This window comes from Amycolatopsis sp. NPDC005003 (assembly GCF_053600695.1).
This window is the reverse complement of the sequence record NZ_JBSGAI010000003.1, coordinates 58,937-85,158: the sequence shown is the minus strand read 5'-3', so window position 1 is coordinate 85,158 and position 26,222 is coordinate 58,937. Positions and strand designations below refer to the sequence as shown.

Genomic DNA, 26,222 nt, shown 5'->3' with positions numbered 1-26,222 from the left:
TTCCGCCATCCGCGGAACTGCGCTTCGTCAGCCCGAGACCCACCACGGCGCGAAGTCGTCGCCGCGTGGCCCGCTGAGAGCCGTCGTCGAACCCAAGGTTCTCGCCCAGATGCCTCCCGGCGCCCGACCGAGCCTCAGGCCGGGAACAGCGCAAGCCGCCGTCCCCGGCCCGGCAAACCGGAGATCAGACCTCTTCGAGGCCCGAAAGCTCGTCGATCACGTGCGGCACGAGCGAGGTCAGCGTCGCCATCCCATCGCGCACCGCGGACCGCGACCCGGCGAGGTTGACCACGAGCGTGCTGCCCGAAACCCCGGCGAGCCCGCGGGAGATCCCGGCGTCGACCGCGCCGGCGGCCAGCCCGGACGCGCGGATGGCCTCGCTGATGCCCGGGATGGGCCGGTCGAGCACACCGGCGGTGGCGTCCGGGGTCCGGTCACGCGGCAGCACACCGGTACCCCCGACGGTGATCACCAGGTCGGCGCCGCCGATCACGGCGGTGTTGAGCGCGTTGCGGATACCCGCGGTCTCGGCCTCGACGACCACGACACCGTCGACGATGAAGCCCGCTTCTTCGAGCAGCTCCGTGACCAGCGGGCCAGTGGTGTCCTCGTGCTCGCCGTGCGCCACGCGATCGTCCACGATGACCACGAGGGCCCGGCCCAGCCGTTGTGCACTCCGTTCCATGGCGCCCACCGTAGCCGGTTTCGGCGGCCGGGCGCCGGGAGGTGCCGGGTGAGTTCTGACGATTCCGTGACGTGCCGCCGCGAGCCCCGGCGGGGCCCGGTGAAGCCCCCTAGCGTGGCCGGTGTGCGCGTACTGGTCACCGGCGGAGCCGGGTTCATCGGGTCCCACATCGCCGACCTACTGGCCGATGGTGGTGACGACGTCGTGGTGCTGGACAACCTCCTCCGCACGGCCCACGGCTCCCGCACCCCGCCGCCGTACACGGGCAGGCACCGGTTCCTGCGCGGCGACGTCACGGACGCGGAGATCGTCGCGGAGCTGCTGGACGGCGTCGATGCGGTCTGCCACCAGGCGGCGGTGGTGGGCCACGGCGTCGACCCGTCGGACGCACCGTCGTACGCCCTGCACAACGACTACGGCACCGCGGTGCTGCTGGCCGGAATGCACGCGGCGGGCGTGCGGAAGCTGGTCCTCGCTTCGTCGATGGTCGTCTACGGCGAAGGCCGCTACGCCTGCCCGGACCACGGCGTGGTGGCACCGTCGCCACGCCGCCGGTCCGATGTGGACGCCAGCCGGTTCGAGCCGCGCTGCCCGTCGTGCGAAGCGGAGCTGGGCTGGCAGCTGGTGCCCGAGGACGCGCCGCTGAACCCCCGCAGCACGTACGCGGCGACCAAGCTGGCCCAGGAACACCTGGCGGGCGCGTGGGCCCGCCAGACGGGCGGCACGGTGTGGGCAATGCGTTACCACAACGTCTACGGCCCGCGAATGCCCCAGAACACGCCGTACGCCGGAGTCGCGTCGCTCTTCCGTTCCGCCCTGGCCCGCGGCGAGGCCCCCCGGGTCCTGGAGGACGGCGGCCAGCAGCGCGATTTCGTCCACGTCCACGACGTGGCCAGGGCGAACGTCCTGGCCCTCCGGACACCCGGTCCGGGCGACCTCACCCCGCTCAACATCTGCTCGGGCACTCCGCACACGGTCGGCGACCTGGCGACGGAGCTGGCCCGGGCCTGCAACGGCCCGGCTCCCGAGGTAGTGGGCGGTGCCCGACCGGCCGACGTCCGTCACGTGGTGGCAGACCCCGCCCGGGCCCGCCGGCTGCTCGGCTTCACCGCGGAGATCGGCTTCGAAGAGGGCATCGCCGACTTCGCCACGGCCGAACTCCGGGAGCCGGTCTCACCCTGACAGGCAAGGTGCGCGGGCACCCTCGCCAACGCGGGACACCCGCGCAGGCGAACATCACCCGGCCGGGGCTCAAGGCATCGCGAGCGGCAGGCGCACCTCGAACCGGCACCCCGGACCGTGGTTGTGCACCCCGATCCGCCCACGATGGGCCTCGACCAGCCCCTTGGCGATCGCCAGGCCGAGGCCTCCCCCGCTGGTCGTCCCGCCACGCTCCGGTGTGCGCGCCTGCGTCCCGCGGAAAGCGACGTCGAAGACCCGGTTGATCTCGTCGTCCGGGATGCCGCCACAGGAGTCGTCGACGGCGAGTAGGGCCTCGTTGCCCTCGACGCCGATCTGCACCGCGACCGTCCCGTCCGGTGGGGTGTGCCGGATCGCGTTGGACACCAGGTTCCGCACGATGCGGGCCAGTTCCGGGTCGCTGCCGGTCACCACCGGCCAGGTCGACGCGTTGGCGAGCACCCGGACCCGCTTCCGCTGGGCCACCGGCGCCTGGGCGGCGACGGCGTCGCTCACGACGTCCCGCAGCGGCACCGCGGACATCGTGAGCTCCAGCGCGCCCGCGGTGATCCGAGAGAGCTCGAACAGGTCGCCGACCATCGCGGACAGCCGCCGGGTTTCGCCGCTGATCCGCTGGGCGTAGTCGGCCACCTCGTCGCGTTCGGACACCACGCCGTCGGCCAGTGCTTCGGCCATCGCCTGGATCCCGGCCAGCGGGCTGCGCAGGTCGTGGCTGATCCAGGCGACGAGTTCACGCCGTGACGCCTCGGCGGCGCGTTCCCGGTCACGCGCCTCGCGCTCCCACACGCTGCGGCGCGCGATGGCCCGCCCGAGGATGATCGCCGCCGGCACGGTGACCAGCGCGACGAGCAGGCAGACCAGGAGCATCGTGGTCAGGGCCGAGGTGAACATGAATCCGCTGATCCCCAGGACACCGACCAGCGTGGCGAGCACCGGGATGAGCACCAGCACCGTGAGCGTGGTGGCGAGCGAACCCCGGCGCAGGACGTACAACGCCGCGCCACCCAGCGCCGCGACCGGCAGCGAGAACATCAGCGCGAGCGGCAGGATGTGCCAGAGGTGCGTCAGCATCTCCTCGAAAGACTCACCCGGGCCGATCACGGCTGCTCCCGGTCGTAGCGGTAGCCGACGCCCCACACCGTCGCCACCCGGGCCGGCTTGGCCGGATCGCGCTCGATCTTCTCGCGCAACCGTCGCACGTGGACGGTCACAGTGGACTGATCACCGAAGTCCCAGCTCCATACCTTCTCGAGCAGGTCCGCGCGCGAGAAGGCGACGCCGGGGTGGGCGAGGAAGAACGCCAGCAGGTCGAACTCCCGGGTGGTGAGCGGCAGTTCCCGGCCACCGAGGGTCGCGGTGCGCGCCTTCATCTGCAGGCGCAGGTCACCGTCCACGAGCTCGGCGGCGGCCGGCTCCGGGCGGGGCATCCGGGCGCGGCGCAGCACCGAGGCGACGCGGAGGGCGAGTTCCTTGGGGCTGAACGGTTTGGTCACGTAGTCGTCGGCGCCGAGCTCGAGCCCGGCAATGCGGTTCTCCTCCTCGCCGAGTGCGGTGAGCAGAACGATCGGCACCTGACTCACCTGACGCAGCCGCCGGCAGACCTCCAGGCCGTTGATGCCCGGCATCATGACGTCGAGGACGACGAGGTCGGGCTCGTGGGCGCCGAACTTCGCCAGCCCTTCGGCGCCGTCGCCGGCCATGTCGACGGTGAACCCCGCCACCTCGAGGTAGCGGCGGACGACGTCGCGGACCGTCTCGTCGTCGTCGACCACGAGCACCCGCCCGGCCTGATCGTTCATCACGTCTCCCTCACCAGCCCGTCAGCAGCAGGTGGTTGACCGCCAGCGCCGTCGCGGCCTGCGCGGCCAGCCACCACCGGCGACCGGGCCGCGGCAGCAAGGCCGTCATCGGCAGCAACCACACCCCGAACGGTAGCCAGATGCGTTCGGTCTCGGCCTTCGACAGGCCCGAGACGTCGGCGAAGAGAATGGCGGCCAGCGCCGCGAGGCCGAGCAGGAGCACCGGGTCGGTGAACAGAGCGCGGCGCGGAGACGCGAGGCCCCGCCGGATGGCGGCCACGACGGCGGGGCCGAGGGGGACCACGACTGCCGCGAGGTCGGCCCACACCCAGTAGGAGTAGGGCCGGACCAGCGCGACGCCCTGGTAGTAGCGCTCGACGACCAGGTGGTAGCCGTCGAGCCACCAGAAGCCCGCCCAGGCGAAGCCGCCGACGACGGCCAGCGCCGCGGCGATCGCCACCGCCGCCGCCCGCCACTGCCGGCCGAGGACGGCGACCGCCACCGCGAGCACGCCGAGCAGCACCAGGCCGTACGACAGGAAGATCCCGAAGCCGAGCAGCACCCCGGCGGCCAGCCCGGCCGGCGCGGCGTACCGGCGGCCGTGGGCGAACCCCGTCGCGGACAGCGCGAGCAGCGCCAGCCCGGTGGCGGTCACCCCGGCGAAGAGGCCGTCCGCCGAAACGCCGATCCACACGGCGCCCGGGGTGAGGACGGCGAACGGGAGCACCGCGCGAGCCGCGTCGGGCCGGCCGAGCAGGGCGACCGTGGCCGGGACCGCCACCGCGACCAGGCCGCCGGCGAGCACCACGGCCGTGGCCGCCCACGCACCGCCGTGCAGGCCGATCCGGTCCAGCCAGACGAAGACGAGCGTCGCGCCCGGTGGGTGCCCGGACACGTGCGTCGTCCACGAATTCGGCTGGAAGTCGAGGATGCGGGAGGAGAACTCGCGCAGCATCCGCGGGATGTCGGTGATGCCCGGGACCTCGTGGAGGTACTCCTGGGGGATGGTGAGCCGCCCGGCGAACCCGCGCGCCCAGCCGTCGACCATGGCCAGCGAGAAGATCCAGGCGAGCGAGGCGAGGTAGCCGGCGGCGAGCGCGCGCCGCCACGGCAGGCGGGCGGCCAGTGCCGGACCGTGGAGCACCACCGCGACCGCGACGAGCACGGCGAACACCGACCCCGGGCCGACGTGCGGCAGCCAGTCGGCGAACAACGGCGGCGCGGAGACGAAGATGACCACGCCGGAGTGCGGCCGGTTGTAGTACAGGCCCACCGCGGTGGCCGCGGCGACGAGCACCACCGCCGCGGCGACCGCGACGAGGTCGGCGCGGCGGCCGGAGACCGGGGCTTCGGGTTCGCGGGCAGGCGGCTCGGCGAGCCGGGCTGCCGATTTCGGCTCGCTCATCGCCGCCCACCCTAGGTTCGCGGCGGGCGGTCCGCGCCCTGGGAACGGCAGCCGTAACGACGCGGTAAGAACTCACCGGACGTCATGATTCGGTAAGCGCCGCAAGGGTTCTACCGCGCTCGGGACGGACCTACGGTCGGCGCGTGACTGACTTGGATGTGGATGTCGTCCTCCCCTGCCTCGATGAAGCGGCGGCGCTGCCGGGCGTGCTGGCCGGTCTGCCGCCTGGCTACCGCGCGATCGTGGTCGACAACGGCTCGGCCGACGGCTCGCCCGAAGTGGCGGCCTCGCTCGGCGCCAAGGTCGTCCACGAACCGCGGCGCGGCTACGGCGCGGCCGTGCACGCCGGGCTGGAAGCCGCCACTGCGGACATCGTGTGCTTCGCGGACGCCGACGGGTCCCTGGACCTCGCCGACCTGCCGCGGCTGGTGACCGCGGTCGAACGCGGCGCGGACCTGGCCGTCGGACGCCGGGTGCCGACCGGTCCCGGCGTCTGGCCGTGGCACGCGAAAGCGGGCAACGTCGTGCTGGCCCGGCTGCTACGCGGCCGTGGGCTGCCGGTGCGGGACATCGCGCCGCTGCGCGCCGTGGACCGGCGGGCCCTGCTCGGCCTCGGCGTCGCCGACCGGGCCTTCGGCTATCCCCTGGAGCTGCTGATCAAGGCCCAGCGCGCCGGGTGGCGGGTCAGCGAGTTCGACGTCCGCTACGGCGAGCGCGCCAAGGGCACGAAGTCGAAGGTGTCCGGGTCGGTGCGGGGGACGCTGCGCGCGGTCCGCGACTTCGGACGGGTGCTGGCCCGATGACGCGTCCGTTCGTCCTGCTGGTCGTGGCCAAGGCCCCGGTCCCGGGCTTCGCGAAGACCCGGCTCTGCCCGCCCGCGACCCCGGCTCAGGCCGCCGAAATCGCCGCGGCCGCGCTGCTCGACACGCTCGACGCCGTCTGCGCGGTGGCCGGTGCCTTGCCCGTGGTCGCGATGACGGGCGACCTCGGCGCGTCCGCCCGGCCCGTCGAAATCGGCATGGCACTCCGCCACGTCACGACGATCCCGCAGCGTGGCCCCGATTTCGGTGCCCGGCTGGCGAACGCCCACGCGGACGCCGCCGAAGTGCACGCCGGCCTGCCGATCCTCCAGATCGGGATGGACACCCCGCAGGTCACGCCGGAGTCCCTCGCCGCGGCGGCCGCACCGATGCTGCACGGCGGCCACGACTCCGTGCTCGGGCCGGCCGCGGACGGGGGCTGGTGGGCGCTGGGCCTCGCCGAGCCGCGGCACGCGCAGGTGCTCGCGGACGTGCCGATGTCCCTCGAAGACACCGGCGAGCGCACGCTGCGGGCCCTCACGGCGAGCGGGCTGAGCCCGCAGGAAGGCGCTCTCCTGTCCGATGTGGACACCATGGCGGACGCCCGCGCGGTGGCGGCGGCGCGCCCCGGCGGCCGGTTCGCCCACGCCGTCCGGGCCGTCGGCGGACAGGCGGTGGCGTGATGACGGCCCCGGTGAGCACCGGGCACGAATTCGACCGCGGCCTGCTCGGCCACCGGTGTTGGCTCGAGCTGGCGAACGGCGAGCGGATCGAACTGGCGGTGGAACGGTGGGCGGGACCGTCCGAGGGCGACGACGTCCTGCTCGACGCGTGTTCCGGCCCCACCGTCGATCTCGGGTGCGGGCCCGGCAGGCTCACCGCGGCGCTGGCCGGGCGCGGGATCGTCGCACTGGGCGTCGACAGCTCGCGCACGGCGGTCGGGCTGACCCGGCGTCGCGGCGGGAGTGCGTTGCAGCGCAACCTCTTCGACCGCCTGCCCGGCGAAGGGCGTTGGCGGCACGCGCTGCTCGCGGACGGCAACATCGGCATCGGCGGCGACCCGGTCGCGCTGCTGCGGCGCACGGCCCGGCTGATCGCCGCCGACGGCGATGTCCTCGTCGAGCTGGAACCGCCCGGTCAGGGTCTGCGGCACGAGCGCGTCCGGCTGCGCCCCGGCCACGCCGACGTCGCCTGGTTCACCTGGGCCTGGGTCGGCGTGGACGCGATCGCCGAAGTCGCCGCGCGCGCCGGGTTGCGCGTCGGCTGGACCGCCCACCGCGGGCACCGCTGGTTCGCGCGATTGGAGCGATCGTGAAACTGCCGATCCCCGCGGAAGAACAGTTCCGGGCCCCGGCGCACCACGAGCGCGTGACGTCGAAGATCGGCCTCGCGCTGGCGATCACGTTCACGACGTGCTTCGTGACGGGCTTGCTCAGCCACCTCGTCCAGCACCCGCCCGGCTGGTTCTGGTGGCCCAGCCGGCCAGTCGGGCTCTACCGCGTCACGCAGGGGCTGCACGTGATCTCGGGCGTGGCGTCGATCCCGTTGCTCCTGGCGAAACTGTGGAGCGTCTACCCGAAGCTGTTCGGCCGGCCGCTGGTCCGCTCGCTGCCGCACGCCCTCGAGCGGCTGTCGATCCTGGTGCTGTCCGGGGCGGCGTTCTTCGAGCTGACGACCGGGCTGCTGAACGTCGCGCAGAACTACCCGTGGGGCTTCTACTTCCCGCAGGTGCACTACGCGGTCGCGTGGCTGGCGATCGGCTCGATCCTGGTGCACGTCGCGGTGAAGCTGCCCGTCATCCGCCGCGGGCTGAGCCGGACCACCGTCGAAGAGCCGCCTGCCGAAGGGCTGTCGCGGCGGGGATTCCTCGTCACCACCGGGCTGGCGACCGGCGTCGCGGTCGTGGCCACCGCGGGCGCGACCGTCCCGTTCCTGCGTGGCGTCTCCGCCCTTTCCTGGAAGACCGGCAAGGGCACCCAGCACCTGCCGGTGAACCGCACGGCAGCCGCCGCGGGGGTCACGTGGTCGGCGGCCTGGCGGCTTTCCGTGGTGACCCCGCGCGGCACGACGAAGTTCTCGCTCGACGAGCTGCGCGCGCTGCCGCAGACGACGGCAGAGCTCCCGATCGCGTGCGTGGAGGGCTGGAGCCAGTCGGCCACCTGGCGCGGAATCTCCCTGCCCACGCTCCTGAAAGCCGCCGGCGCGGTACCGGGCACGGCGGTCCGGGTGTCCTCATCGGAGCGTGGCGGGTTGTACGGCGTCAGCGTGCTCCCCGGCGAACACACAGCCGACGAGCTGACGTTGCTGGCCTTGGAGCTGAACGGCGAGGTCCTCGCGCCCGACCACGGCTTCCCCTGCCGGATCATCGCGCCGAACCGTCCCGGCGTGCTGCAGACGAAGTGGGTCACGAAGCTGGAGGCGCTGTGAAAACCGCCCGTGCGCTCCTCGCGCTGCCCGGCCTCGCGGCCCCTGGCCTGGGGTGGAGTGCTGTTCGCCGAGTACGCGCTGCCCCTGCGTCCGGACGTCTTCGGGACGGTGGGCTGGATCGTCGGCGGCCCGGTCCTGAACGACGCGATCATCGCCCCGCTCACGGCGGTGCTCGGCTTCGCCTTGGCCCGCCTCCTCCCACGCCACTGGCGAGCTCCCGTCATCGCGGGCACGGTCATCACCGCCACGCTGGCCGTCCTGGCGTTCCCGCTGCTCTGGCGTCCGTACGGAACCCCGCCGATGCCCGGCCTCCACGACACCAACCCGGCCCCCGCACTGGCCCTCACCCTCGCCACAATCTGGCTGGCAGTGGTCCTGACCGCCCTCCGCCACCGTGTCGTCCCCCCAATCACGCGAGATGCCCCTCCAGTCACACGAGAGGCCCGCCCCGGCACGCCAACCGACCCTCCAGGCACACCGGCCGACCCTGCAGGTACGCAAGCCGACCCTCGGGGCACACCGGCCGACCACGCAGGCCCGCCAACCGACCGCCCAGGCACGCAAGCCGACCCCCCAGGCACACAGGCCAACCCTCCAAGTACGCAAGCCGACCCGCCAAGTACGTCGGCCGACCGTCCCCGTCCCTGACCCCGGGCACAAATGCGGCCACGCGCGACCGGCATCGAGTGCCTGGTCGCGCGTGGCCTTGTGGGTCCGGCCCCGAAAACGGGGGTCGAGCCGAAGTTGGTCTCGGCCGCGCCAGGGCGGCCGAGCGTCTGGGCTGGGAATCAGTTGGGCTGGACGGGCTGGCCGCCGAACGTCAGCTCGACCGTGCGGCCGTCGGCGAGCGTGAACGTCGCCTTCTCGTCCGGGGCGCGGGTGCGGACCGCCGCGACCAGCGTGTCGGACGAGTCGATCGGGCGGTCGTCGATCTTGGTGACGACGTCGCCCGCCTTCAGGCCGGCCTTCTCCGCCGGGCTGCCGGGCTTGATCGCACCCAGCTCGGCGCCGCCCTGCGGGGCGTCCTTGACCTCCGCGCCGATGTACGTCTGCACCGCCTGGCCGGTCTTGATGATCGTGTCCGCGGTGCGCCGCGCCTGGTCGATCGGGATGGCGAAGCCGATGCCGACGTTGCCGCCTTCGGAGGCACCGCGGCCCTGGCCGCCGGACTGCGGGCTGTAGATCGCCGAGTTGATGCCGATGACCTGGCCGGACATGTTCGCCAGCGGCCCGCCCGAGTTGCCGGGGTTGATCGCCGCGTCGGTCTGGACCGCGTCCATCACCGTGGTCTGGTCGCCGCTGCTGCCGCCGGCCCGCACCGGCCGGTGCAGCGAGCTGACGATGCCCGAGGTCACCGTGCCGGCCAGCTCGAACGGCGAGCCGATGGCGACCACCGACTGGCCGACCCGCAGGTCGTCGGACCGGCCGAGCTCCACCGGGGTGAGGTTGGCGACGCCGTTCACCTTGACGACCGCGATGTCGGTCGTCGGGTCGCGGCCGACGACCTTGGCGGCGGCCTTCTTGCCGTCCTGGAACACCGCCTGGATCTGGCCGCCGTTCGCGCCGACCTCGACGACGTGGTTGTTCGTCAGGATGTAGCCGTCGGTGCTGATCACGAACCCGGAGCCTTCGCCGGCTCCCTGCTGGCCGCTGACCTGCAGCTCGACCACGCTCGGCGACAGCTTCTGCGCGACAGCCTCGATCGAGCCGGCGGGCGCGTTGCCGGTCTGCTGGGCCGGCTTGGGCGCGTTGAGCGCGTTGCTGGCCGGGCCCGACGACCCGCTGGTGAAGTACCCGACCGCCCCGCCCGCGACGCCGCCGACCAGCAGCGCGACCAGCGCGACGCCGGCGAGCAGCTTCCCGCCCGAGCGCTTGGGCTCCGGCGCCGCGGCCACCGGGTAGCCGCCGGTGGCGGGCTGCCCGTACGGGTTCGGCGGCGGGTAGACGCTCTGCGGGTTCTGCCCGGACGGCATCTGCGCACCTTGGGCGGACCACGGGTTCGAGGCTTGCCCGCCGTACGCCGGATCGGCCCCGGTCACCGCGTGGTAGGACGGCTCCGAATACTGCGGCGCGCCGCCGGACTCGGGTTGGGCCTGCTCACCGTACGGGTTCCCCGCCCAACCGCCCTGGGCCGGCTGCTGGCCGGTCTCGGGGTGCCTCGGCGCCGCGGGGTCGTGTGCGCTGGGGTCGTTCTCGGTCATGTCCTCACCTTGCGCGATGGTCCTGAGAGGTTCCTGAGCCGAACCTGTGCATCGCAGATGAGTATGGCCGCTCAGCCCGCCGCGCGGAGCCGTTCCGCGATCTGCTCCGGCGTCGCGTCGTTGATCCACACCGCCATGCCCGACTCGGACCCCGCCAGGTACTTCAGCTTGTCCTTCGCGCGGAGCACGGAGAACAGTTCCAGGTGGAGCCAGCCGAGGTCGCGGTCGCGGCGCACCGGCGCCTGGTGCCACGCCGCGATGTACGGCAGCGGCCGGTCGTACAGGGCGTCGCAGCGGCGCAGCACGTCGAGGTAGACGTCGGCGAAGTCGTCGCGCTCGGCGTCGGCCAGCGCAGGGATGTCCGGGACCTGCCGGTGCGGCACGATCTGGACCTGGACCGGCCAGCGCGCCGCCGGCGGCACGTACGCCGTCCAGTGCTCGCCGGAGGTCACCACGCGCGCGCCGGACTTGCGTTCGGCCGCGAGCACGTCGCCGAGCACCGGACGGCCGTGTTCGGCCTGGTACGCGCGGGCGACGTCGAGCATCCGCTCGGTCTTCGGGGTGACGAACGGGTAGCCGTAGATCTGCCCGTGCGGGTGCGAAAGCGTGACGCCGATTTCCTCGCCGCGGTTCTCGAACGGGAAGACCTGCTCGACGCCGGGCACCGCGGACAACCCGGTCGTGCGGTCCGCCCACGCGTCCACCACGGCCCGCACCTGCCCGGCGCTCAGCTGCGCGAAGGAGCCGTCGTGGTTGCTGGTGAAGCAGACGACCTCGCAGCGGCCGCGGCCGGGCCGCACCGGCACCAGCCCGAAACCATCCACAGTGGACGGCTCGCCCACGACGTCCTCGGCGAAGGACGGGAACCGGTTCTCGAAGACGACGACGTCGTAATCGCTTTCCGGGATCTCGCTCGGCTTGCCGGGCTTGCTCGGGCACAGCGGACACAGGTCGGCCGGCGGCTTGTAGGTCCGCGTCTGCCGGTGCGCGGCCATCGCGACCCACTCCCCGGTCAGCGGGTCCAGCCGGATCTCCGACGCGGCCGAAACCGGCGGCAGGTCACGGGTGTCTTCGGCCACGCGGTCCGGCGCGCCGGGCTGGTCGAAGTAGATGATCTCCCGGCCGTCGGCCAGGTGTCGTACAGTGCGCTTCACGCTTCTCGGGCCTCGTCCGTCTCCGCCGTCTCGGCGATCATGAGTTCTCCCGCCCGTTCGGCGAGAATTTCCTTGGCCTCGTCGGAAATCCCGTCATCGGTGACGACGACGTCGGCCTCGTCCAGGTCGGCGATCGTGGAGATCCCGACGGTGCCCCACTTGGTGTGGTCGGCGAGCACGACGAGCTTGCGCCCGGCCTCGACCAGCGCGCGGTCGGTCTCGCTCTCGGTGAGGTTCGGCGTCGTGAACCCCGGCCCGTCGGCCATGCCGTGCACGCCGAGGAAGACGGCGTCCAGGTGCAGCGACCGCAGGCTGTGCACGGCGACCGGCCCGACCAGCGCGTCCGACGGCGTCCGCACCCCGCCGGTGAGCACGACGGTGCGGTCCGGCTGAGTCGACCCGCGGAGCACGTCCGCAACCTGGATCGAGTTGGTGACGATGGTGAGCCCGGGGATGGCGTCGAGCGCCCGCGCGAGCGTCCAGGTGGTGGTGCCGGCGGAGAGGCCGATCGCGGTGCCGGGCCGGACCAGCGTCGCGGCGAGCTCGGCGATGGCTTCCTTCTGCGCCCGCTGGCGCACGGACTTGGCCTCGAAGCCGGGCTCGTCGGTGCTCTTGCCGACGACCGAAGTGGCGCCGCCGTACACCTTTTCGACGAGCCCGCGGCCGGCCAGGACGTCGAGGTCGCGGCGCACCGTCATGTCGGACACGCCCAGCCTGGTCACGAGGTCGCTCACGCGGACCGCACCGGTCCGGCGTGCCTCTTCCAGGATCACCGCCTGTCGCTGACGCGCCAGCACCGTTCACTCCGTCCGTCGGGCCTCAACCACACAAAATCCTACACGATTCAACACAGGATCAGCAGGGCGGACGTGGGTGAACTTCGAAACAACAGGTCAGAGCGCGGGCACCACAACTGAGTTGAACAACACCACCACGGGTAACGCGAACAGGCAACAGGAGATCGGGGCCGGCCTCAGCCGGGCGCCCCCGGCAGCCGGATCGTCATCAACGCGCCGCCCTCGGGCGCCCGCGAGGCGTACACCGCCCCGCCGTGCCGCTCGGCCGCGTGCTTCACGATCGCCAGCCCGAGGCCCGAGCCGGGCAGCGTCCGCGCCTCCGAAGAGCGGTAGAAGCGGTCGAACACCTTGGGCAGGTCCTCTTCGGCGATGCCCGGACCGGCGTCGGCGACCTCGACGACGGCGGTGCCGTCCCCGAGCGGGTACAGCCGCACCCACACCGTCGCGTCGGGCGGCGAGAACTTGACCGCGTTGTCCAGCAGGTTCAGCACCGCGCGCTCGAGCGAGCTGTTGTCGCCGGTGAGCACCCACGGCTGCAGCGAGACGTCGAAGTTGATCTCGCCGGCCCGGCGCCGCGCCCGGTCGAGGGCCCGTTCGACGACGTCCAGCAGCTCGACGCGCTCGAAGCGCTCGCGCGGCTCGTCCTGGCGCGCGAGCTCGACCAGGTCGCCGATCAGCTGCGTCAGCTCGTCGAGCTGGCCGCTGATGTCCGCGACGATGTCGATGCGGTCCTCGTCCGGCAACGGCGGCGCGCCCGGCTTGCTCGCGGCGAGCAGCAGCTCGAGGTTGGTGCGCAGCGACGTCAGCGGCGTCCGGAGCTCGTGGCCGGCGTCCGCGACCAGCTGGCGCTGGCGTTCCTGCGAGTCCGCGACCGTGCCGAGCATGGTGTTGAACGTCTGGGTGAGGCGCGCGAGTTCGTCGTCGCCGCTCACCGGGATGGGCCGCAGGTCGCCAGTCCTGGCGACGCGCTCGGCGGCCGACGTCAGCCGGTCGACCGGGCGCAGGCCGGCGCGCGCCACCGCGGTACCCGCCGCGGCGGCGACCAGAATGCCGGCGCCGCCGATCAGGAACAGCACCAGCGCGAGCTCGTTCAGCGTGCGCTTGGTCGGGCCCATCGACTGGGCCAGCACGATCGCCTCGCCGTGCCCGGTCGGCAGGGCGACCACGCGGCTGTCGGAGCGGAAGTCCGTCCGCAGCGACTCCGCCGAATCCCCGTTCGCGACGGCCAGCTCGTCCGGCCCGAACGGCGGCGGCGAGCTCGACAGCGGGTAGGTCATCACGGCGTGCTGGACGTCGGGTGCCGCGTTGAGCTGGCCGATCTGCAGGTCCGCGCTGGCCAGGAACGCGCCGGGGACCTGCCGCAGCTCGGTCTGCACCTGCGGCGAGTTGGCCGCCGCCTGCGCGCGGGCCAGCAGACTGTCGTCGAGCTGCTGGTAGAGGTTGCTGCGCACGACCATGTACGCGCCGATCGACACCAGCGCGACGGCGCCGGCGACACAGGCGGCGGCCAGCAGCGTCACCCGGCCGCGCAGCGAAAACCGCCGGGCTCCCCAGCGTGTGCCGCGGGGATCACCCGGTTCGGTCACGGGGGCGTTTCCCTCAGGACGTACCCCACTCCCCGCACCGTGTGGATCAGCCTCGGCTCCCCCTCGGCCTCCGTCTTGCGGCGCAAGTAGCCGACGTAGACCTCCAGCGCGTTGCCCGACGTCGGGAAGTCGTAACCCCATACTTCCTCCAGGATCCGGCCACGCGTGAGGACGTGCTTCGGGTAGGAAAGGAACAGTTCCAGCAGGGCGAATTCGGTGCGGGTCAGGCTGATCTCGCGGCCGCCGCGGCGGACCTCCCGCGTGCCGGGGTCCAGCGTCAGGTCCGCGAAGGACAGCACCTCCGAGGCCTGGCCGTTCTGCCCCTCCGGGATGGCGCGGCGCAGCAGCGCCCGCAGCCGGGCGAGCAGCTCCTCGAGCGCGAAGGGCTTCGGCAGGTAGTCGTCGGCGCCGGCGTCCAGCCCGGACACCCGGTCGGAGACGGTGTCGCGGGCGGTGAGCACGAGGATCGGCAGGTCGTCACCGGTGCTGCGCAGGCGGCGGGCGACCTCCAGGCCGTCGAGCCGGGGCATCATGACGTCGAGCACCATCGCGTCCGGCCGGTCGGCGATGATCGCCTCGAGGGCCTGCGCACCGTCACTGGCCAGCTGGACCTGGTAGCCGTTGAACTCCAGGGACCGCCGGAGCGACTCACGGACGGCGCGGTCGTCGTCCACCACAAGGATGCGCATGGCGCTAGTTTTACGCAGCGTGCTGAGACCCGCCTAAGAACACACGCAGAACTCACAAAGGATTTCTCACTCCGGACCGCGCGCGACCGGCGCGTTCCAGTGCCGCCAGAGCGCGACCATCCGCACGGAAACCACGACCGCGGCCGCGACGACGGTCACCGGACCTTCGGGCAGTTGCACAGCGTGACCGATGGCGACAAGTGCCGAGCCGGCCAGCGCGGCCACGGCGTAGATCTCCTTCCGCAGGACGAGCGGGATTTCCCGGAGCAGCAGATCGCGCACGGCGCCACCCCCGATGCCGGTCGTCATCCCGATCAGACACGCGGCGTAGACGGTGGCGCCGGCGTTGAGCGCGATGGTCGTCCCGGCGGTGGCGAAGACGCCCAGGCCGAGCGCGTCGGCCAGGAGAACGCCTCGCCGCAGCCGCGCGACCTGCGGGTGGAAGACGAAGACGACCAGCGCGGTGCCGGCGCAGACGGCGAGGTACGGCCACTTCCGCAGCGTCGTGGGCGGGTGGATACCGAGCAGGACGTCCCGGATGACCCCGCCGCCGAGGGCGGTGGTGAGCCCGACCACGACGACGCCGAAGACATCGAGCCGCGCCCGCACCGCGGCGAGCGCCCCGGACGCGGCGAAGGCGACGAGCCCGACGAACTCCAGCGCCGTGAGCAGCATCTACTGGTCGAGCAGCCCACCGCGGTAGGCCAGCAGCGCGGCCTGCACCCGGTTGGCGGCGCCGATCTTGGAGAGCACGGCGGAGACGTACCCCTTGACGGTGGCTTCGGAGAGGTGAAGCCGCCCCCCGATCTCGGCGTTGGACAGCCCCTGCCCGATCAGGGCGACGACCTCGCGTTCCCGTTCGGACAGAGAGGCGAGCAGCTTCCGGGCGGGCTGAGCGGCGCGTTGTTCGTCCCGGTGCGACTGGACCATCCGCGCGGCCACGCCGGGGTCCAGGACCGCACCTCCCCTCGCCAGGTCCCGGACCGCCCGGAGCAGCGCGGCGGGATCGATGTCCTTGAGGAGGAACCCGTTGGCCCCGAGCCGGAGGGCGAGGCTGACGTATTCGTCGATGTCGAAGGTGGTCAGCATGGCCACGGTGGGCGGATCCGGGAGGGCGAGGATGGCCCGGAGAGCACGAATGCCGTCGTCAGGGGCCCGCATCTTGATGTCGAGCAGGGCAACGTCGGGGTGATACCGCCGGGCGACCTCCACCGCGGATCTGCCATCGCTCGCCTCGCCCACGATCTCGATGTCCTGGGCCCCGGACATCATCGCGCGCAACCCCGAGCGCACCAGTTCCTCGTCGTCGGCGAACATGAGCTTGATCAACGAAGCCCTCCGCAACAGCCGGTGGGAGCGGCTCCCCGCGTCCCGTTAACGAAGGTTACCTACTGTTGTTCAGCAGTTCGAAACCAGACACGACCAGGTGAGGCACTGGTCCGTCCAGGTCAGGTGCGGTCGGCCGTCCCGCTGGGTGTATCCGCGATGTGGGAGAGCCGTGAGAACCACTCACCTGGGTGACGACGTAGGTCGTGCCGCCTCAGCGATCACCCACGACGACGAGCCGCACCGCGCTCCCCCCCAGTCGATGGCCTCCGCCGTTTCGCACGCCCGGCGGTCAGTGACGACGCCGCTTCCGTTTCCCCTTGCCGCCGGCGGATCGGGTCACCCCACCGAGCGGATGTGCGTTGCGGACGGGCCGGACCTGCTCGAACACCTCGGCCAGCTCGGCGAGCCCCACCCGGTCCGGATGACCCGACGCGGCAATCGCTTTCGCGAGGTGCGCTCGTTCATCGGCGGGCAGCTCGGCCAACGTCGAAGCTGTCGCGTCCGGGCCGGCCGACTCCAGCAGCAGGAGGAACTGCTCGGCGATGCCAAGCAGGGCTTCGTGTTCACCGAGGTCTTCGAGAGCCAGTTCGCCGCGCTCGACCAGCAGCTGCGTCGCGATCGGGCCCAAGCCCGGGTCGGCGCGCAGACCATCCAGCACGACATCGCCGTCCGGTCGGGAATCGACGAGGATCTGGAGCATGACGGACGCCCGTGCGCGGAACGGGCACCGGCGGACGGCGTCGAGCAGCAGCGGCAGGCCCGCGTCCCGGCCCCCGTGCGCGGCGAGCCAGCCATCGATCTCCGCCGCGGCCGCCTCCTCGCTGAAATGCTCCGCGACCGCACCCAACATGGCCGCCGGAGCGGCAGCAGCGAGCTCACCCACCACCGGCGCGAACCGGCCTTCTCGCAGCAGCCGTTCCCGGACCGCCCAGGTCGCGAGTGGGGTGAGAGCGACCAGGTCGAGCGACGGCGCCCCGAGAGCGGCTCGCAGCCTGTCCACGACCTCCGGCGGAAACTCGGGGTTGTCCGGCACCAAGTCCATGGCGTACATCGGGTCGGCCGGCCCCGTGGTCAGCTCGACCGCACCGAATCCGGCCAGCTCGGTCAGCAACCGACGGAACTCGCCGACGAGCCCGTCCCGCCAGATCGGCTCGGCCGCCGGGTCGAGATCGACGCAAGCACTCTCCACACAGGCCAGCCAGACGGTTTCGGCGAGCCGGACCACGGGCACCGGCTCGGGCATGCCGTAGACCGTGTTGAGCACGTCCGGCAGCACGAAGTCGAGACAGTCGTCGAGCAACACGACGTAGCCGACGCCCCAACCGCGCTCCTTGACGAGCAGGCCCCGCTCGGGAAGCGCGTCGAACGCCGCCGCCCACAAAGCGAGAGCGTTCTTCAGCAGCGGCGCCGCCTTCGCCACGCGAACCAGCTTGCCCTTGACCACCCGCACGATCCGCGCGCGCTTCGCGAGTTCGAACAAGACGGCGAGGTTCGGCAGATCGGCACTGCTGCGGACACGCTGGACCTCGCCGCCGAGGTCCCACTCGAGCCGGTCGCCGGTATCCAGCAGCGGCACGAGCTCGCGGGCGTCGGCGAGTTTGAGGGTGCCGGTACCGGTCAGCGCCCGGCCGTCACCCACCCATTCGACGAATTTCCGCAGCTTGACCACGAGCGAGGAGCGCTCTGCGGCATCCTCGAGTTCCGGCTTCGCGGGCAACGACACCGGCAGCTGCGGTAGCGCGCGTCCGGTCCGCTCGCTGACATGCCTGGCCGCGAGGTCGGCGAGCAGACCGGCGTCGTAAGGGTGTTTCCCCGCCCTGACCTCGGTGAGGAAGGCGTTCATCGCCTCCGAGTCCGAAGGATCGACTCCGCTCCGGACGGCGGTCATCACCCAGTACTTGCCCACGCCGAAGTTGCGCTCGTCGGCCATCGCGGCCGGAAACCCGGCGGCTGCCTCCGTGACGGCATCTTCGAGGTCGGCCAGGGGCTCGCCCAGCGGATCGGCCAGCTCGGTCTCGTGCAGGTATCGAAGGAACAGCCGCAACGTCCCGGGCACGAGCACAGCATCATCAGCGGTGGCCGACAACGTGCGCGGCACGTACGAGAGGAGGAACTCCCGGACGAGCGCGGCTGTCCAGTAGGCGAGCCGCCCGTCGACCGACGTGTGCCGGAACTGGAGCGCCGAGACGACGCCGTACGGGTCGATCTCACGTTCGTGCGTGTCCGCCCAGGTGACGAAGCGCCGGACCAGGAGGTCCTGACCCGCCTCGAAGCCCTCGTGGTCATCCTCGTCGTAGTAGGTACGCACGCCGGCTCCCGTCATCTGGTTGCCGAAGACGGTAGCGCCGACAACCGGACAGCCATCGAGGTGGCGGTTCGCTACGTTCAGTGATGAGGTGTCGCTGAACGCGGCTTCCTCGCCGAGTGCTCCTCACTTCATCCGGAACAGCCCGCGGGCCCTCACCACCCTGCGCGCCGACTGTCGGGTAACCTGTCCGAGGTACCCAAGCCCTCGTAGCTCAGGGGATAGAGCACCGCTCTCCTAAAGCGGGTGTCGCAGGTTCGAATCCTGCCGGGGGCACAGTCAAGGCAGTATTCCTGGCAACCTCGTGAGTCCGCCGGCGACAACGCCTGGAGATTCAGTCGAACAGGCCGCGGATGTCGTCTGCGTCCAGACTGCCGCCGAAGGCGTTTCCTTCGTCCATGACTCCGGTGAACAAAGCTGCCTTCCGTGCCTTGAGCTCCATCACCTTCTCCTCGATGGTGCCCTTCGCGATGAGGCGGTAGACCATGACGTTCCTGGTCTGGCCGATGCGTGGGTGCGGTCCACGGCCTGCGCCTCGGTCGCGGGGTTCCACCAGGGGTCGAGCAGGAAGCAGTAGTCCGCCTCGGTGAGGTTCAGCCCGAACCCACCGGCCTTGAGACTGATCAGGAACACCGGAGCTTGGCCGCTTTTGAACTGCTTCACCACGGTGGCCCGGTTCCGGGTCTTGCCGTCGAGGTAGCAGTACGGCACTCCAGCAGCTCGGCCGCCACCTGCTCCTTGGTGCGGCGTTTGACCAGTGGCTTGATCCGGCGGCGCAATTGTGCGAGCAGGTCGACATCGCCCTGCTTCTCGATCGGGCGCGCGTAGTACTCGGCGAAGCGGGCCGGGTTCGGGAACAGGCCCGGCGCGGTGATCGACAACAGCGACCGAGCTCCATCAGGCTGTTCTCCATCGGCGTGCCGGTATGGCCAGCTTGAACGACGCCGGCAGCTGCCGTACGCATTGGTAGATCTCCGGCTGGTGGTTCTTGGCGAACTGGGCCTCGTCCATGATCAACCCCGCCCACGGGAGCGCGGCGTATTCGTCGAAGTCGAGCCGGAACAACGTGTGCGAGGTGACGACGACGTCCGCGCCGGCGATCGTTTCGGCCAGTGCGTCGCCGCGGCGGCTCGTGGTGTCCCCGATCGGAACTACGTTCAGGCTGGGCGCGAACCGACCGGCTTCGGACGCCCAGTTCGCCACCACACTGGTCGGTGCGATGACGAGGAACGGTGCGAGCGCGGGATCTTCCTGCTTGGCGTGGCAGATCAGGGCCAGGGACTGCAGTGTCTTACCCAGCCCCATGTCGTCGGCGAGGATGCCGCCGAGCTGGAACTTCCAGACGAACGCCAGCCAGCGGAACCCGTCCAGCTGGTACGGGCGCAGCTGCGCGTCGAGAGTGGACGGCAGGGGCGTCGTGTCGACGTCGTCGATCGATCGCAGCGCCGCCAGCTGGCGCTGCCACGCCTTGGCCTGGCGGCCGACCACGCCGAGTGCGGCGAGCTCGTCCCAGAGCCCGACCTGGTAGCGGCTGATCCGCAGACATCGCGGTACCCGTCCTCCGACAAGGTCCGCCCCAGCGGTGCGCGGACCTCCGATTCGTGGGCTGAAGCACCCGCAGCTGCGCCGCGGTATAGCCCTGATGAGTGAGGGAGCCGCGCTTGTTCCAGCTCAGCGGGCCACCGACCCAGCCGGTCCGGCCCGGCTGGACCAACCGGGCAGACACCGTCGTCGTCCGTCCGGCCGACGACAGTGTCAGTTCGATGGCCAGCGGAATGGTATCCGGCCGGTGGACCAGGTTCGCCGGGGTGAGTAGCGAGTCGAGGGAGGCCGCCCAGCTCGGACCTTCGGCGTCGGTGGACGTCCGGCCGACGCGGTCTGCCGCTTGCGATCGGGCACCGGCGGCTGCTCGTCGGCGACGGCGGTAAGGGCCAGAGCTGCGACGTGCTTGCAGTTGAAGCCCACCGGGCAGGTGCATTCGCCGTGATCGAACCCGTAGGACAGCCCGTCGACGGCGGAAAATAGGCCGACGTCTCGTAAACTTCGCCCCTGCCCAGGCTTTCCGTGCAGGGGGTGCTCCGCATTACTCCATCTCGTCGACAGGACCGCGTTGCGTCGGGCGTAGTCGAGACCTCGCGCGAAGAAAGTCGCACCCACGACCGCTTCGATCTCGTCGGGACCGATGTCGAGCAGAGTGACTCGCTGCATGCCGGCGAGATATCGGCCGGCGTCGGCCGCCCTCCCGCGCCATGCCGTGGCCTGCCGGACCTGCGACGGATGTGGCGGAAGTGGCAAATGGTGCCATGATCCACCCCGTGAACTACTGTTCGTGTTGACGTTGCCGCCGAGCTGCGTGAGCACCGAGGGCTGATGGACTTCGACGAACTTGACTTCCTGCGCCGCAATGATCCGGCGTGGCGATTGCTCCGTGCCGACAACGCGCCGCTCGTGCTCGGTTTCCTCCGCAAGGTCTTCGTCGACGACAACGTCCGGTCGATCTCGGCCACCGAACTGGCCGGCCGGCTGGACGACGAACTGTATGCGCTCAACGAGCGCCTCGGTGAGGGGACCTTCCCCAAACCGGCCAAGGCCTACCTCGATGATTGGGCGGCACCGGGGAACGGGTGGTTGCGCAAGTACTACCCGACCGGCTCGGACGAGGTGCACTTCGATGCCACTCCGGCCGTGGAGAAGGCGCTGACCTGGGTCGACTCGCTACGGGCTCGCTCCTTCGTCGGCACCGAGTCCCGCCTGAACACGATCTTCGAGCTGCTGCGCCAAATGGCCTTCGGAGCGGAGACCGACCCGGACGTCCGGCTGGCCGAACTCCACCGTCGCCGCACTGAGATCGACGCCGAGATCACCCGGGTCGCGGGTGGTGACTTCACGGTCCTCGACGACTCGGCCCAGCGGGACCGCTACCAGCAGTTCGCCGCGACCGCACGTGAGCTGCTGGCTGACTTCCGCGAGGTCGAGGCCAATTTCCGGGGGCTCGATCGGGAGCTGCGGGCCCGCATCGCGGGCTGGGAGGGCAGCAAGGGGCAGCTGCTCGACGAAGTGATCGGCAACCGCACCACCATCGCCGACTCGGACCAGGGGCGCAGCTTCCAGGCGTTCTACGACTTCCTCCTTTCGCACGAGCGGCAGACCGAGCTCACCGAGCTGCTCGAAAAGGTGCAGTCCCTGGACGCGGTCGGCGAACCGGACCCGCGCATGCGGCACATCCACTACGACTGGCTCGATGCCGCCGAGCGCACCCAGGCGACGGTACGGCTGCTGTCGGAACAGCTGCGGCGGTTCCTCGACGACCAGGTGTGGCTGGAGAACCGCCGCGTGATGGACATCCTGCACAGCATCGAGTCGTCCGCGCTGAAGCTCCGGGAGCACCCCACGCCGGCGCTCACCTGCGAGCTCGACGGTACGGCGCCGGCTCTCGCGCTGCCGATGGAACGTCCGCTCTACACACCGAAGGAGAAGGTCCCGCTGGACAGCGCGGGCATTGTCACGGCCAGGGAGGATGTCGACGCGTCCGCCCTGTTCGAACAGGTGTACGTGGATCGCGAGCGGTTGTGCGGCATCGTGCGCCGTGAACTCCGCGAACGCGCCCAGGTCGGGCTGGGTGAGGTGCTGGGGCGGCAGCCACTCGAGCACGGAATGGCCGAGCTGGTCGGCTACCTCTCCCTCGGCGATCCGGCCTTCCAGGTCGTCTTCGACGAGACAACCCGTGAACAGGTGAGCTGGACCGACGACACCGGCACGGAGCGGGTCGCGACCATACCGAGGGTGACCTTCACCCGCACGACGAGCGACAACGGTTTTGTCGGTGGGCACCCTTAGCATGGGCACTGTGTCCACGTCGCTGCGCCGAGACGAGCTCGACCTGCCACTGGTCGTCACGCACCTGATGAAGGGGGTGGTTTACGCCGACAGCCACGAGAAGGCGTGGCGCCACCTGCTGCCACTGCAGGCCCAGGTGCGTGACTACGTCGGCGTAATGGGTCTGACTGTCGTCGTCGACGAAGCGGAGGGTTACGCCTTCCTGCGTTCGAAGCCGGACGACGAAGAAGACGACGGGAAGCTGCCCCGGCTGATCCCGCGACGGGCCTTGTCCTTCCACGTGAGTCTCCTGCTGGCCCTGCTGCGGAAGAAACTCGCGGAGTCCGACGCGTCAGGCGCCGAAACCCGGCTGATCCTCACCAGGGAGCAGCTCGTCGAGATGGTCCGGATGTTCCTGCCCGAAAGCAGCAACGAAGCACGGTTGGTCGACCAGATCGACGCCCAGCTCACCAAGATCGTCGAGCTCGGCTTCCTGCGGCGGGTTGCCGGGCAGGAAGCCGCCTACGAAGTGCGGCGCATTCTCAAGGCGTTCGTGGACGGGCAGTGGCTGGCCGAGTTCGACCAGCGGCTCGCCGAGTACGCCCGGCAGCTCGGCGGCGAAGAGGAGCAGGACTGATGGGCGGCCTGTTCGGCGCGGCCGGTCTCGACACCGAAGGGGCCGAGCTCGCCGGTTACCGGTTGGAGCGCCTGGAAGTCTACAACTGGGGCACCTTCGACCAGCGGGTGTGGACGTTCCGTCCCGCGGGCCGCAACAGCCTGCTGACCGGCGACATCGGCTCCGGCAAGTCCACCATCGTCGACGCGATCACCACGTTGCTCCTGCCTGCGCACCGCATCTCCTACAACAAGGCGGCGGGAGCCGAGGCGAAGGAGCGGCACCTCCGCTCGTACGTCCTCGGCTACTACAAGTCCGAGCGCAACGAAGCCACCGGGGCATCGCGACCGGTCGGACTGCGTGACCGCCGGTCGTTTTCGGTCATCCTCGGCTCCTTCGGCAACCGCGGCTACGACTCGACGGTGACCCTGGCACAGGTGTTCTGGTTCCGCGACGCATCCGTCGGCCAGCCGGACCGCTTCTACGTGACAGCCGACAGCGACTTGACGATCGCGGACGGCTTCGCCGAGTTCGGCGGGGACATCGCGGCGCTCAAGCGCAGGCTGCGCAAGCAAGGTGCTCGCGTCCACGACCACTTTCCCGCCTACAGCAAGGATTTCTGCCGACGACTCGGCATCGAGTCCGAGCAGGCGATGGAGCTTTTCCACCAGACCGTGTCGATGAAGTCGGTTGGCAATCTGAACGATTTCGTCCGTTCCCACATGCTTGAACCGTACGATGCGGCCGGCTGGACGAACCGGCTGGTCGAGCACTTCGAAGATCTGACCAAGGCGCACGAGGCAGTGCTCAAGGCACGCATCCAGCTGACCCTGCTCGAACCACTGCTCGCCGAATGCGACACCTACGACGAGCTCGGCGCACAGATCACAGCGGGCAAAGCCGCGCGTGACGCCTTGCGGTTCTACTGCGCGGATCGCAAGGCAACACTGCTGAACGAGCGGCTGGCCACGATCGCCGGCCACATCGGTGAGCAGGAAGCGAGCCTCGCGGAGGCGAATGACGACCTGGAGCGGTTGCGCCGCACGGAGCGTGCTCTCGAAATCCAGCGCGCCGGCAGTGGCGGCGACCGGATCAGTCAGCTCGAAACCGAAATCGGCGCGGAAGAAAAGGAACGCGACCGGCGGAAGGACCGAAGCGACCGGTATCAGGCGCTGTTGGCCGCAGCCGGCCTGCCCGCGGCCGCCGACCCGGCACAGTTCACCGCCCGGCAGCGCACGGTCGCCGAAAAGCAGGGCTCACTCGACCAGGAACAAGCCGATCTGCAGAACCAGCTCACGGATCTCACCGTCGAGCGCCGCGAGGTCGACGCCGAAGCGGCGGAGCTCAACACGGAGCTGCTGAGCTTGCGGGAGCGGCGCAGCAACATCCCCAAACGCAGCCTGGACGTGCGGGACGCGCTGTGCGCCGCACTGCGGGTCGATCCCGCCGAGCTGCCGTTCGCCGGCGAACTGATCCAGGTTCGCCCGGACTGCGCCGCGTGGGAAGGCGCGGCAGAACGGCTGCTGCACGGCTTCGGGTTGTCGATGCTGGTCGCGAACGAGCACTACGACGCCGTCTCCGGGTGGATCGACGAACGGCACCTCGGCGTCAAGCTCGTCTACTACCGGGTGCCCGAGCGGCTGAGCCAGACCCCGCCCTCGTCGCTCTCGGAGCGTTCCTTGGTCACCAAGCTGGAGATCAAGGATTCGCCGTTCTCGGCCTGGCTGGATCGCGAACTGGCCTACCGCGGCGACTACGAGTGCGTGGACACCATGGCGGAGTTCCGGCGGGCCGCCAAGGCGGTCACCCGGGCCGGGCAGATCAAGGGCGCGCGCGGCAGGCACGAAAAGGACGACGCCCGCCGGATCGGTGATCGCCGGCACTACGTGCTGGGCTGGGACAACCAGGCCAAGATCGACGCGCTGCTCGACCAGGCCAACCGGCTCAACGCCCAGCTGCGCGGCCTGAGCACCCGGACGGACCAGGTCAAAGCCGAGCTGAGCGCCAAGGGCAGGCTCGCCACCACGCTGACCCTGCTGGCCCAGTTCAGCGGGTTCGCCGAGATCGACTGGCAGGCTTCGGTCAACCGCATCACCGAGCTCGCCGGCGAGAAACGGCGTCTGGAACAGCAATCGGACGAACTGAAACGGCTGACGGCCGAGCTGACCGCCGTAGGCAGCCGGATCAAAGCGGCGGAAGAGGCCAAAGGCAAGGCGCAGGCGGAACTCGGAAACCTCGGCGGCCAGCGCAAAACCGCCGAGCAGCAACTGCAGGACACGCACACCACGCTGAACGAGCCGGGGGCCGCGCCCGCGAGGGCGTCCTTTGCTCTCGTGCAGGCACGCGTCGGCTCCAGAAGCCTCGCCGCTCCGGAAGACTGCGACAAGTGCCGCGTCGAGGTGAACGACGAAATCACCGCGGAGATCGATCGGCTCACCGGCAGGCAGAACAAGGTCGCGGCCCGCATCGTCGGGAAGATGGGCGACTTCCACAAGGCGTACCCCCTGGAAACCGAGGAGTTCGACAGCTCGGTGCAGTCCGCGGGCGAATACCGCGCGCTGCACAGCCGCATCGCCTCCGACGACCTGCCCCGGTTCGAATCCGAGTTCAAGACCTACCTCAACACCAACACCATCCGCGACATCGCGGGCTTCCACTCGCAGCTGACCAAGCAGGCCGAGCTGATCAAGCAGCGGATCGAGACCATCAACGACTCGCTGGTCGACATCGACTACAACCCCGGCCGGTTCATCCGGCTCGAGCCGCATCCCACGGTGAACGTCGAGATCCGTGACTTCCGCAAGGATCTTCGAGAGTGCACCAGCGGTTCGCTCGGCGGTGACGACTCGAACCAGTATTCGGAGCAGAAGTTCCTCCAGGTGAAGTCGCTGATCGAACGGTTCCGCGGGCGCGAGGGGCAGACCGAACCGGACCGGCAGTGGACCCGCCGGGTCACCGACGTGCGCAACTGGTTCACCTTCTCCGCGTCCGAGCGGTGGCGCGCGGATGACACCGAGCACGAGAACTACACCGACTCGGGCGGCAAATCCGGAGGTCAGAAGGAGAAACTCGCCTACACGATCCTCGCGGCATCACTGGCCTACCAGTTCAAGCTCGACTGGGGAGTGACCAAGTCCAAGACCTTTCGTTTCGTCGTCATCGACGAGGCGTTCGGCCGCGGTTCCGACGAGTCGACCCGATTCGCGCTCGGCCTGTTCCGGCGGCTGGGTCTGCAGCTGCTGATCGTGACGCCGTTGCAGAAGATCCACGTCATCGAACCGTACGTCGCCGCGGTCGGATTCGTGGACAACAAGACCGGCGACAGCTCGCGGTTGCAAACCTTGACCATCGAGGAGTACCAGCAACGGCAGCTCGCTCACGCTCTCGGCACGACATCCGATCGAGGCGCGTGA

25 protein-coding genes and 1 tRNA gene are annotated in these 26,222 nt (G+C 70.6%); 9 read left to right on the top strand and 17 right to left on the bottom strand.

Annotated features, from left to right (window positions below; all coding sequences use genetic code 11):
- Nucleotides 1-184: 184 nt before the first annotated feature.
- Nucleotides 185-685 (bottom strand): MogA/MoaB family molybdenum cofactor biosynthesis protein, encoded by a 501-nt coding sequence (locus ACWED2_RS04655; RefSeq protein ID WP_013230045.1) that lies wholly within the window; start codon nt 683-685, stop codon nt 185-187.
- A 123-nt stretch (nt 686-808) separates the two neighbouring features.
- Between ACWED2_RS04655 and ACWED2_RS04650 the strand changes: the two genes are divergently transcribed.
- Nucleotides 809-1,867 carry an NAD-dependent epimerase/dehydratase family protein gene (locus tag ACWED2_RS04650; RefSeq protein ID WP_449689071.1) on the top strand — a complete coding sequence of 353 codons (1,059 nt, stop codon included), beginning with the start codon at nt 809-811 and terminating at the stop codon, nt 1,865-1,867.
- A gap of 69 nt (nt 1,868-1,936) precedes the next feature.
- Here the strand turns inward: ACWED2_RS04650 and ACWED2_RS04645 are convergent, their stop codons facing one another.
- The 3 genes from ACWED2_RS04645 to ACWED2_RS04635 are packed head-to-tail and all read right to left on the bottom strand — an operon-like array spanning nt 1,937 to nt 5,089.
- A complete protein-coding gene (locus ACWED2_RS04645; RefSeq protein ID WP_449689070.1) occupies nt 1,937-2,986 on the bottom strand; it encodes a sensor histidine kinase in 1,050 nt (349 codons plus the stop codon).
- The gene (locus tag ACWED2_RS04640; protein WP_449689069.1) at nt 2,983-3,684 is read right to left on the bottom strand and encodes a response regulator transcription factor; all 702 of its coding nucleotides are present in this window, start codon (nt 3,682-3,684) and stop codon (nt 2,983-2,985) included. The genes ACWED2_RS04645 and ACWED2_RS04640 overlap by 4 nt, the downstream gene beginning before the upstream one ends.
- A 10-nt stretch (nt 3,685-3,694) precedes the next feature.
- A complete protein-coding gene (locus ACWED2_RS04635) occupies nt 3,695-5,089 on the bottom strand; it encodes a hypothetical protein (protein WP_449689068.1) in 1,395 nt (464 codons plus the stop codon).
- A gap of 158 nt (nt 5,090-5,247) precedes the next feature.
- Here ACWED2_RS04635 and ACWED2_RS04630 point away from each other — a divergent pair, with 158 nt between their 5' ends.
- From ACWED2_RS04630 to ACWED2_RS04615, 4 genes are read left to right on the top strand one after another with little or no spacing between them, the layout of a single operon-like run.
- Nucleotides 5,248-5,892 (top strand): glycosyltransferase family 2 protein, encoded by a 645-nt coding sequence (locus tag ACWED2_RS04630; RefSeq protein ID WP_449689290.1) that lies wholly within the window; start codon nt 5,248-5,250, stop codon nt 5,890-5,892.
- Nucleotides 5,889-6,572 carry a TIGR04282 family arsenosugar biosynthesis glycosyltransferase gene (locus ACWED2_RS04625; protein ID WP_449689067.1) on the top strand — a complete coding sequence of 228 codons (684 nt, stop codon included), beginning with the start codon at nt 5,889-5,891 and terminating at the stop codon, nt 6,570-6,572. Before ACWED2_RS04630 ends, ACWED2_RS04625 begins: the two co-directional genes overlap by 4 nt.
- Nucleotides 6,572-7,204, top strand: a complete 633-nt coding sequence (locus ACWED2_RS04620; RefSeq protein ID WP_449689066.1) for an SAM-dependent methyltransferase — start codon at nt 6,572-6,574, stop codon at nt 7,202-7,204. Before ACWED2_RS04625 ends, ACWED2_RS04620 begins: the two co-directional genes overlap by 1 nt.
- A complete protein-coding gene (locus ACWED2_RS04615; RefSeq protein WP_449689065.1) occupies nt 7,201-8,316 on the top strand; it encodes a molybdopterin-dependent oxidoreductase in 1,116 nt (371 codons plus the stop codon). Before ACWED2_RS04620 ends, ACWED2_RS04615 begins: the two co-directional genes overlap by 4 nt.
- Nucleotides 8,317-9,104: 788 nt before the next feature.
- On the opposite strand, the gene ACWED2_RS04610 is transcribed toward ACWED2_RS04615, so the two are convergent.
- From ACWED2_RS04610 to ACWED2_RS04575, 8 genes are all read right to left on the bottom strand, one after another.
- The gene (locus ACWED2_RS04610; protein ID WP_449689064.1) at nt 9,105-10,517 is read right to left on the bottom strand and encodes a trypsin-like peptidase domain-containing protein; all 1,413 of its coding nucleotides are present in this window, start codon (nt 10,515-10,517) and stop codon (nt 9,105-9,107) included.
- A gap of 71 nt (nt 10,518-10,588) precedes the next feature.
- The gene (gene galT, locus ACWED2_RS04605; RefSeq protein ID WP_449689063.1) at nt 10,589-11,671 is read right to left on the bottom strand and encodes a galactose-1-phosphate uridylyltransferase; all 1,083 of its coding nucleotides are present in this window, start codon (nt 11,669-11,671) and stop codon (nt 10,589-10,591) included.
- A complete protein-coding gene (locus ACWED2_RS04600; RefSeq protein WP_449689062.1) occupies nt 11,668-12,468 on the bottom strand; it encodes a DeoR/GlpR family DNA-binding transcription regulator in 801 nt (266 codons plus the stop codon). The genes galT and ACWED2_RS04600 overlap by 4 nt, the downstream gene beginning before the upstream one ends.
- A gap of 176 nt (nt 12,469-12,644) precedes the next feature.
- Complete coding sequence (locus ACWED2_RS04595) at nt 12,645-14,054, bottom strand: sensor histidine kinase (protein ID WP_449689061.1); 1,410 nt, start codon at nt 14,052-14,054, stop codon at nt 12,645-12,647.
- The gene (locus tag ACWED2_RS04590) at nt 14,051-14,743 is read right to left on the bottom strand and encodes a response regulator transcription factor (protein ID WP_449689060.1); all 693 of its coding nucleotides are present in this window, start codon (nt 14,741-14,743) and stop codon (nt 14,051-14,053) included. The genes ACWED2_RS04595 and ACWED2_RS04590 overlap by 4 nt, the downstream gene beginning before the upstream one ends.
- 66 nt (nt 14,744-14,809) lie before the next feature.
- A complete protein-coding gene (locus ACWED2_RS04585) occupies nt 14,810-15,418 on the bottom strand; it encodes a trimeric intracellular cation channel family protein (RefSeq protein ID WP_449689059.1) in 609 nt (202 codons plus the stop codon).
- Entirely contained in the window at nt 15,419-16,072 is a 654-nt protein-coding gene (locus ACWED2_RS04580) for a response regulator (protein ID WP_003087851.1), read from the bottom strand. It abuts the gene before it with no gap.
- Nucleotides 16,073-16,361: 289 nt separating this feature from the next.
- The gene (locus ACWED2_RS04575) at nt 16,362-18,380 is read right to left on the bottom strand and encodes a hypothetical protein (protein ID WP_449689058.1); all 2,019 of its coding nucleotides are present in this window, start codon (nt 18,378-18,380) and stop codon (nt 16,362-16,364) included.
- Between the two features lie 200 nt (nt 18,381-18,580).
- Between ACWED2_RS04575 and ACWED2_RS04570 the strand changes: the two genes are divergently transcribed.
- Nucleotides 18,581-18,653: transfer RNA gene (locus tag ACWED2_RS04570), tRNA-Arg, on the top strand.
- A 58-nt stretch (nt 18,654-18,711) separates the two neighbouring features.
- Here the strand turns inward: ACWED2_RS04570 and ACWED2_RS04565 are convergent.
- From ACWED2_RS04565 to ACWED2_RS04545, 5 genes are all read right to left on the bottom strand, one after another.
- The gene (locus ACWED2_RS04565) at nt 18,712-18,864 is read right to left on the bottom strand and encodes a hypothetical protein (RefSeq protein ID WP_449689302.1); all 153 of its coding nucleotides are present in this window, start codon (nt 18,862-18,864) and stop codon (nt 18,712-18,714) included.
- The gene (locus ACWED2_RS04560) at nt 18,819-19,040 is read right to left on the bottom strand and encodes a helicase-related protein (protein ID WP_449689289.1); all 222 of its coding nucleotides are present in this window, start codon (nt 19,038-19,040) and stop codon (nt 18,819-18,821) included. Before ACWED2_RS04560 ends, ACWED2_RS04565 begins: the two co-directional genes overlap by 46 nt.
- A complete protein-coding gene (locus tag ACWED2_RS04555) occupies nt 19,037-19,258 on the bottom strand; it encodes a hypothetical protein (protein ID WP_449689057.1) in 222 nt (73 codons plus the stop codon). The genes ACWED2_RS04560 and ACWED2_RS04555 overlap by 4 nt, the downstream gene beginning before the upstream one ends.
- A 16-nt stretch (nt 19,259-19,274) precedes the next feature.
- Entirely contained in the window at nt 19,275-19,865 is a 591-nt protein-coding gene (locus ACWED2_RS04550; RefSeq protein ID WP_449689056.1) for an SNF2-related protein, read from the bottom strand.
- Between the two features lie 267 nt (nt 19,866-20,132).
- Nucleotides 20,133-20,585, bottom strand: coding sequence for an SWIM zinc finger family protein (locus ACWED2_RS04545; protein WP_449689288.1), 453 nt, complete (start codon nt 20,583-20,585; stop codon nt 20,133-20,135).
- Nucleotides 20,586-20,747: 162 nt separating this feature from the next.
- Between ACWED2_RS04545 and ACWED2_RS04540 the strand changes: the two genes are divergently transcribed.
- From ACWED2_RS04540 to ACWED2_RS04530, 3 genes are read left to right on the top strand one after another with little or no spacing between them, the layout of a single operon-like run.
- Nucleotides 20,748-22,214, top strand: coding sequence for a DUF3375 domain-containing protein (locus tag ACWED2_RS04540; RefSeq protein ID WP_449689055.1), 1,467 nt, complete (start codon nt 20,748-20,750; stop codon nt 22,212-22,214).
- 10 nt (nt 22,215-22,224) lie between these two features.
- Complete coding sequence (locus ACWED2_RS04535; protein ID WP_449689054.1) at nt 22,225-22,830, top strand: DUF4194 domain-containing protein; 606 nt, start codon at nt 22,225-22,227, stop codon at nt 22,828-22,830.
- Nucleotides 22,830-26,222 (top strand): ATP-binding protein, encoded by a 3,393-nt coding sequence (locus tag ACWED2_RS04530; RefSeq protein WP_449689053.1) that lies wholly within the window; start codon nt 22,830-22,832, stop codon nt 26,220-26,222. The genes ACWED2_RS04535 and ACWED2_RS04530 overlap by 1 nt, the downstream gene beginning before the upstream one ends.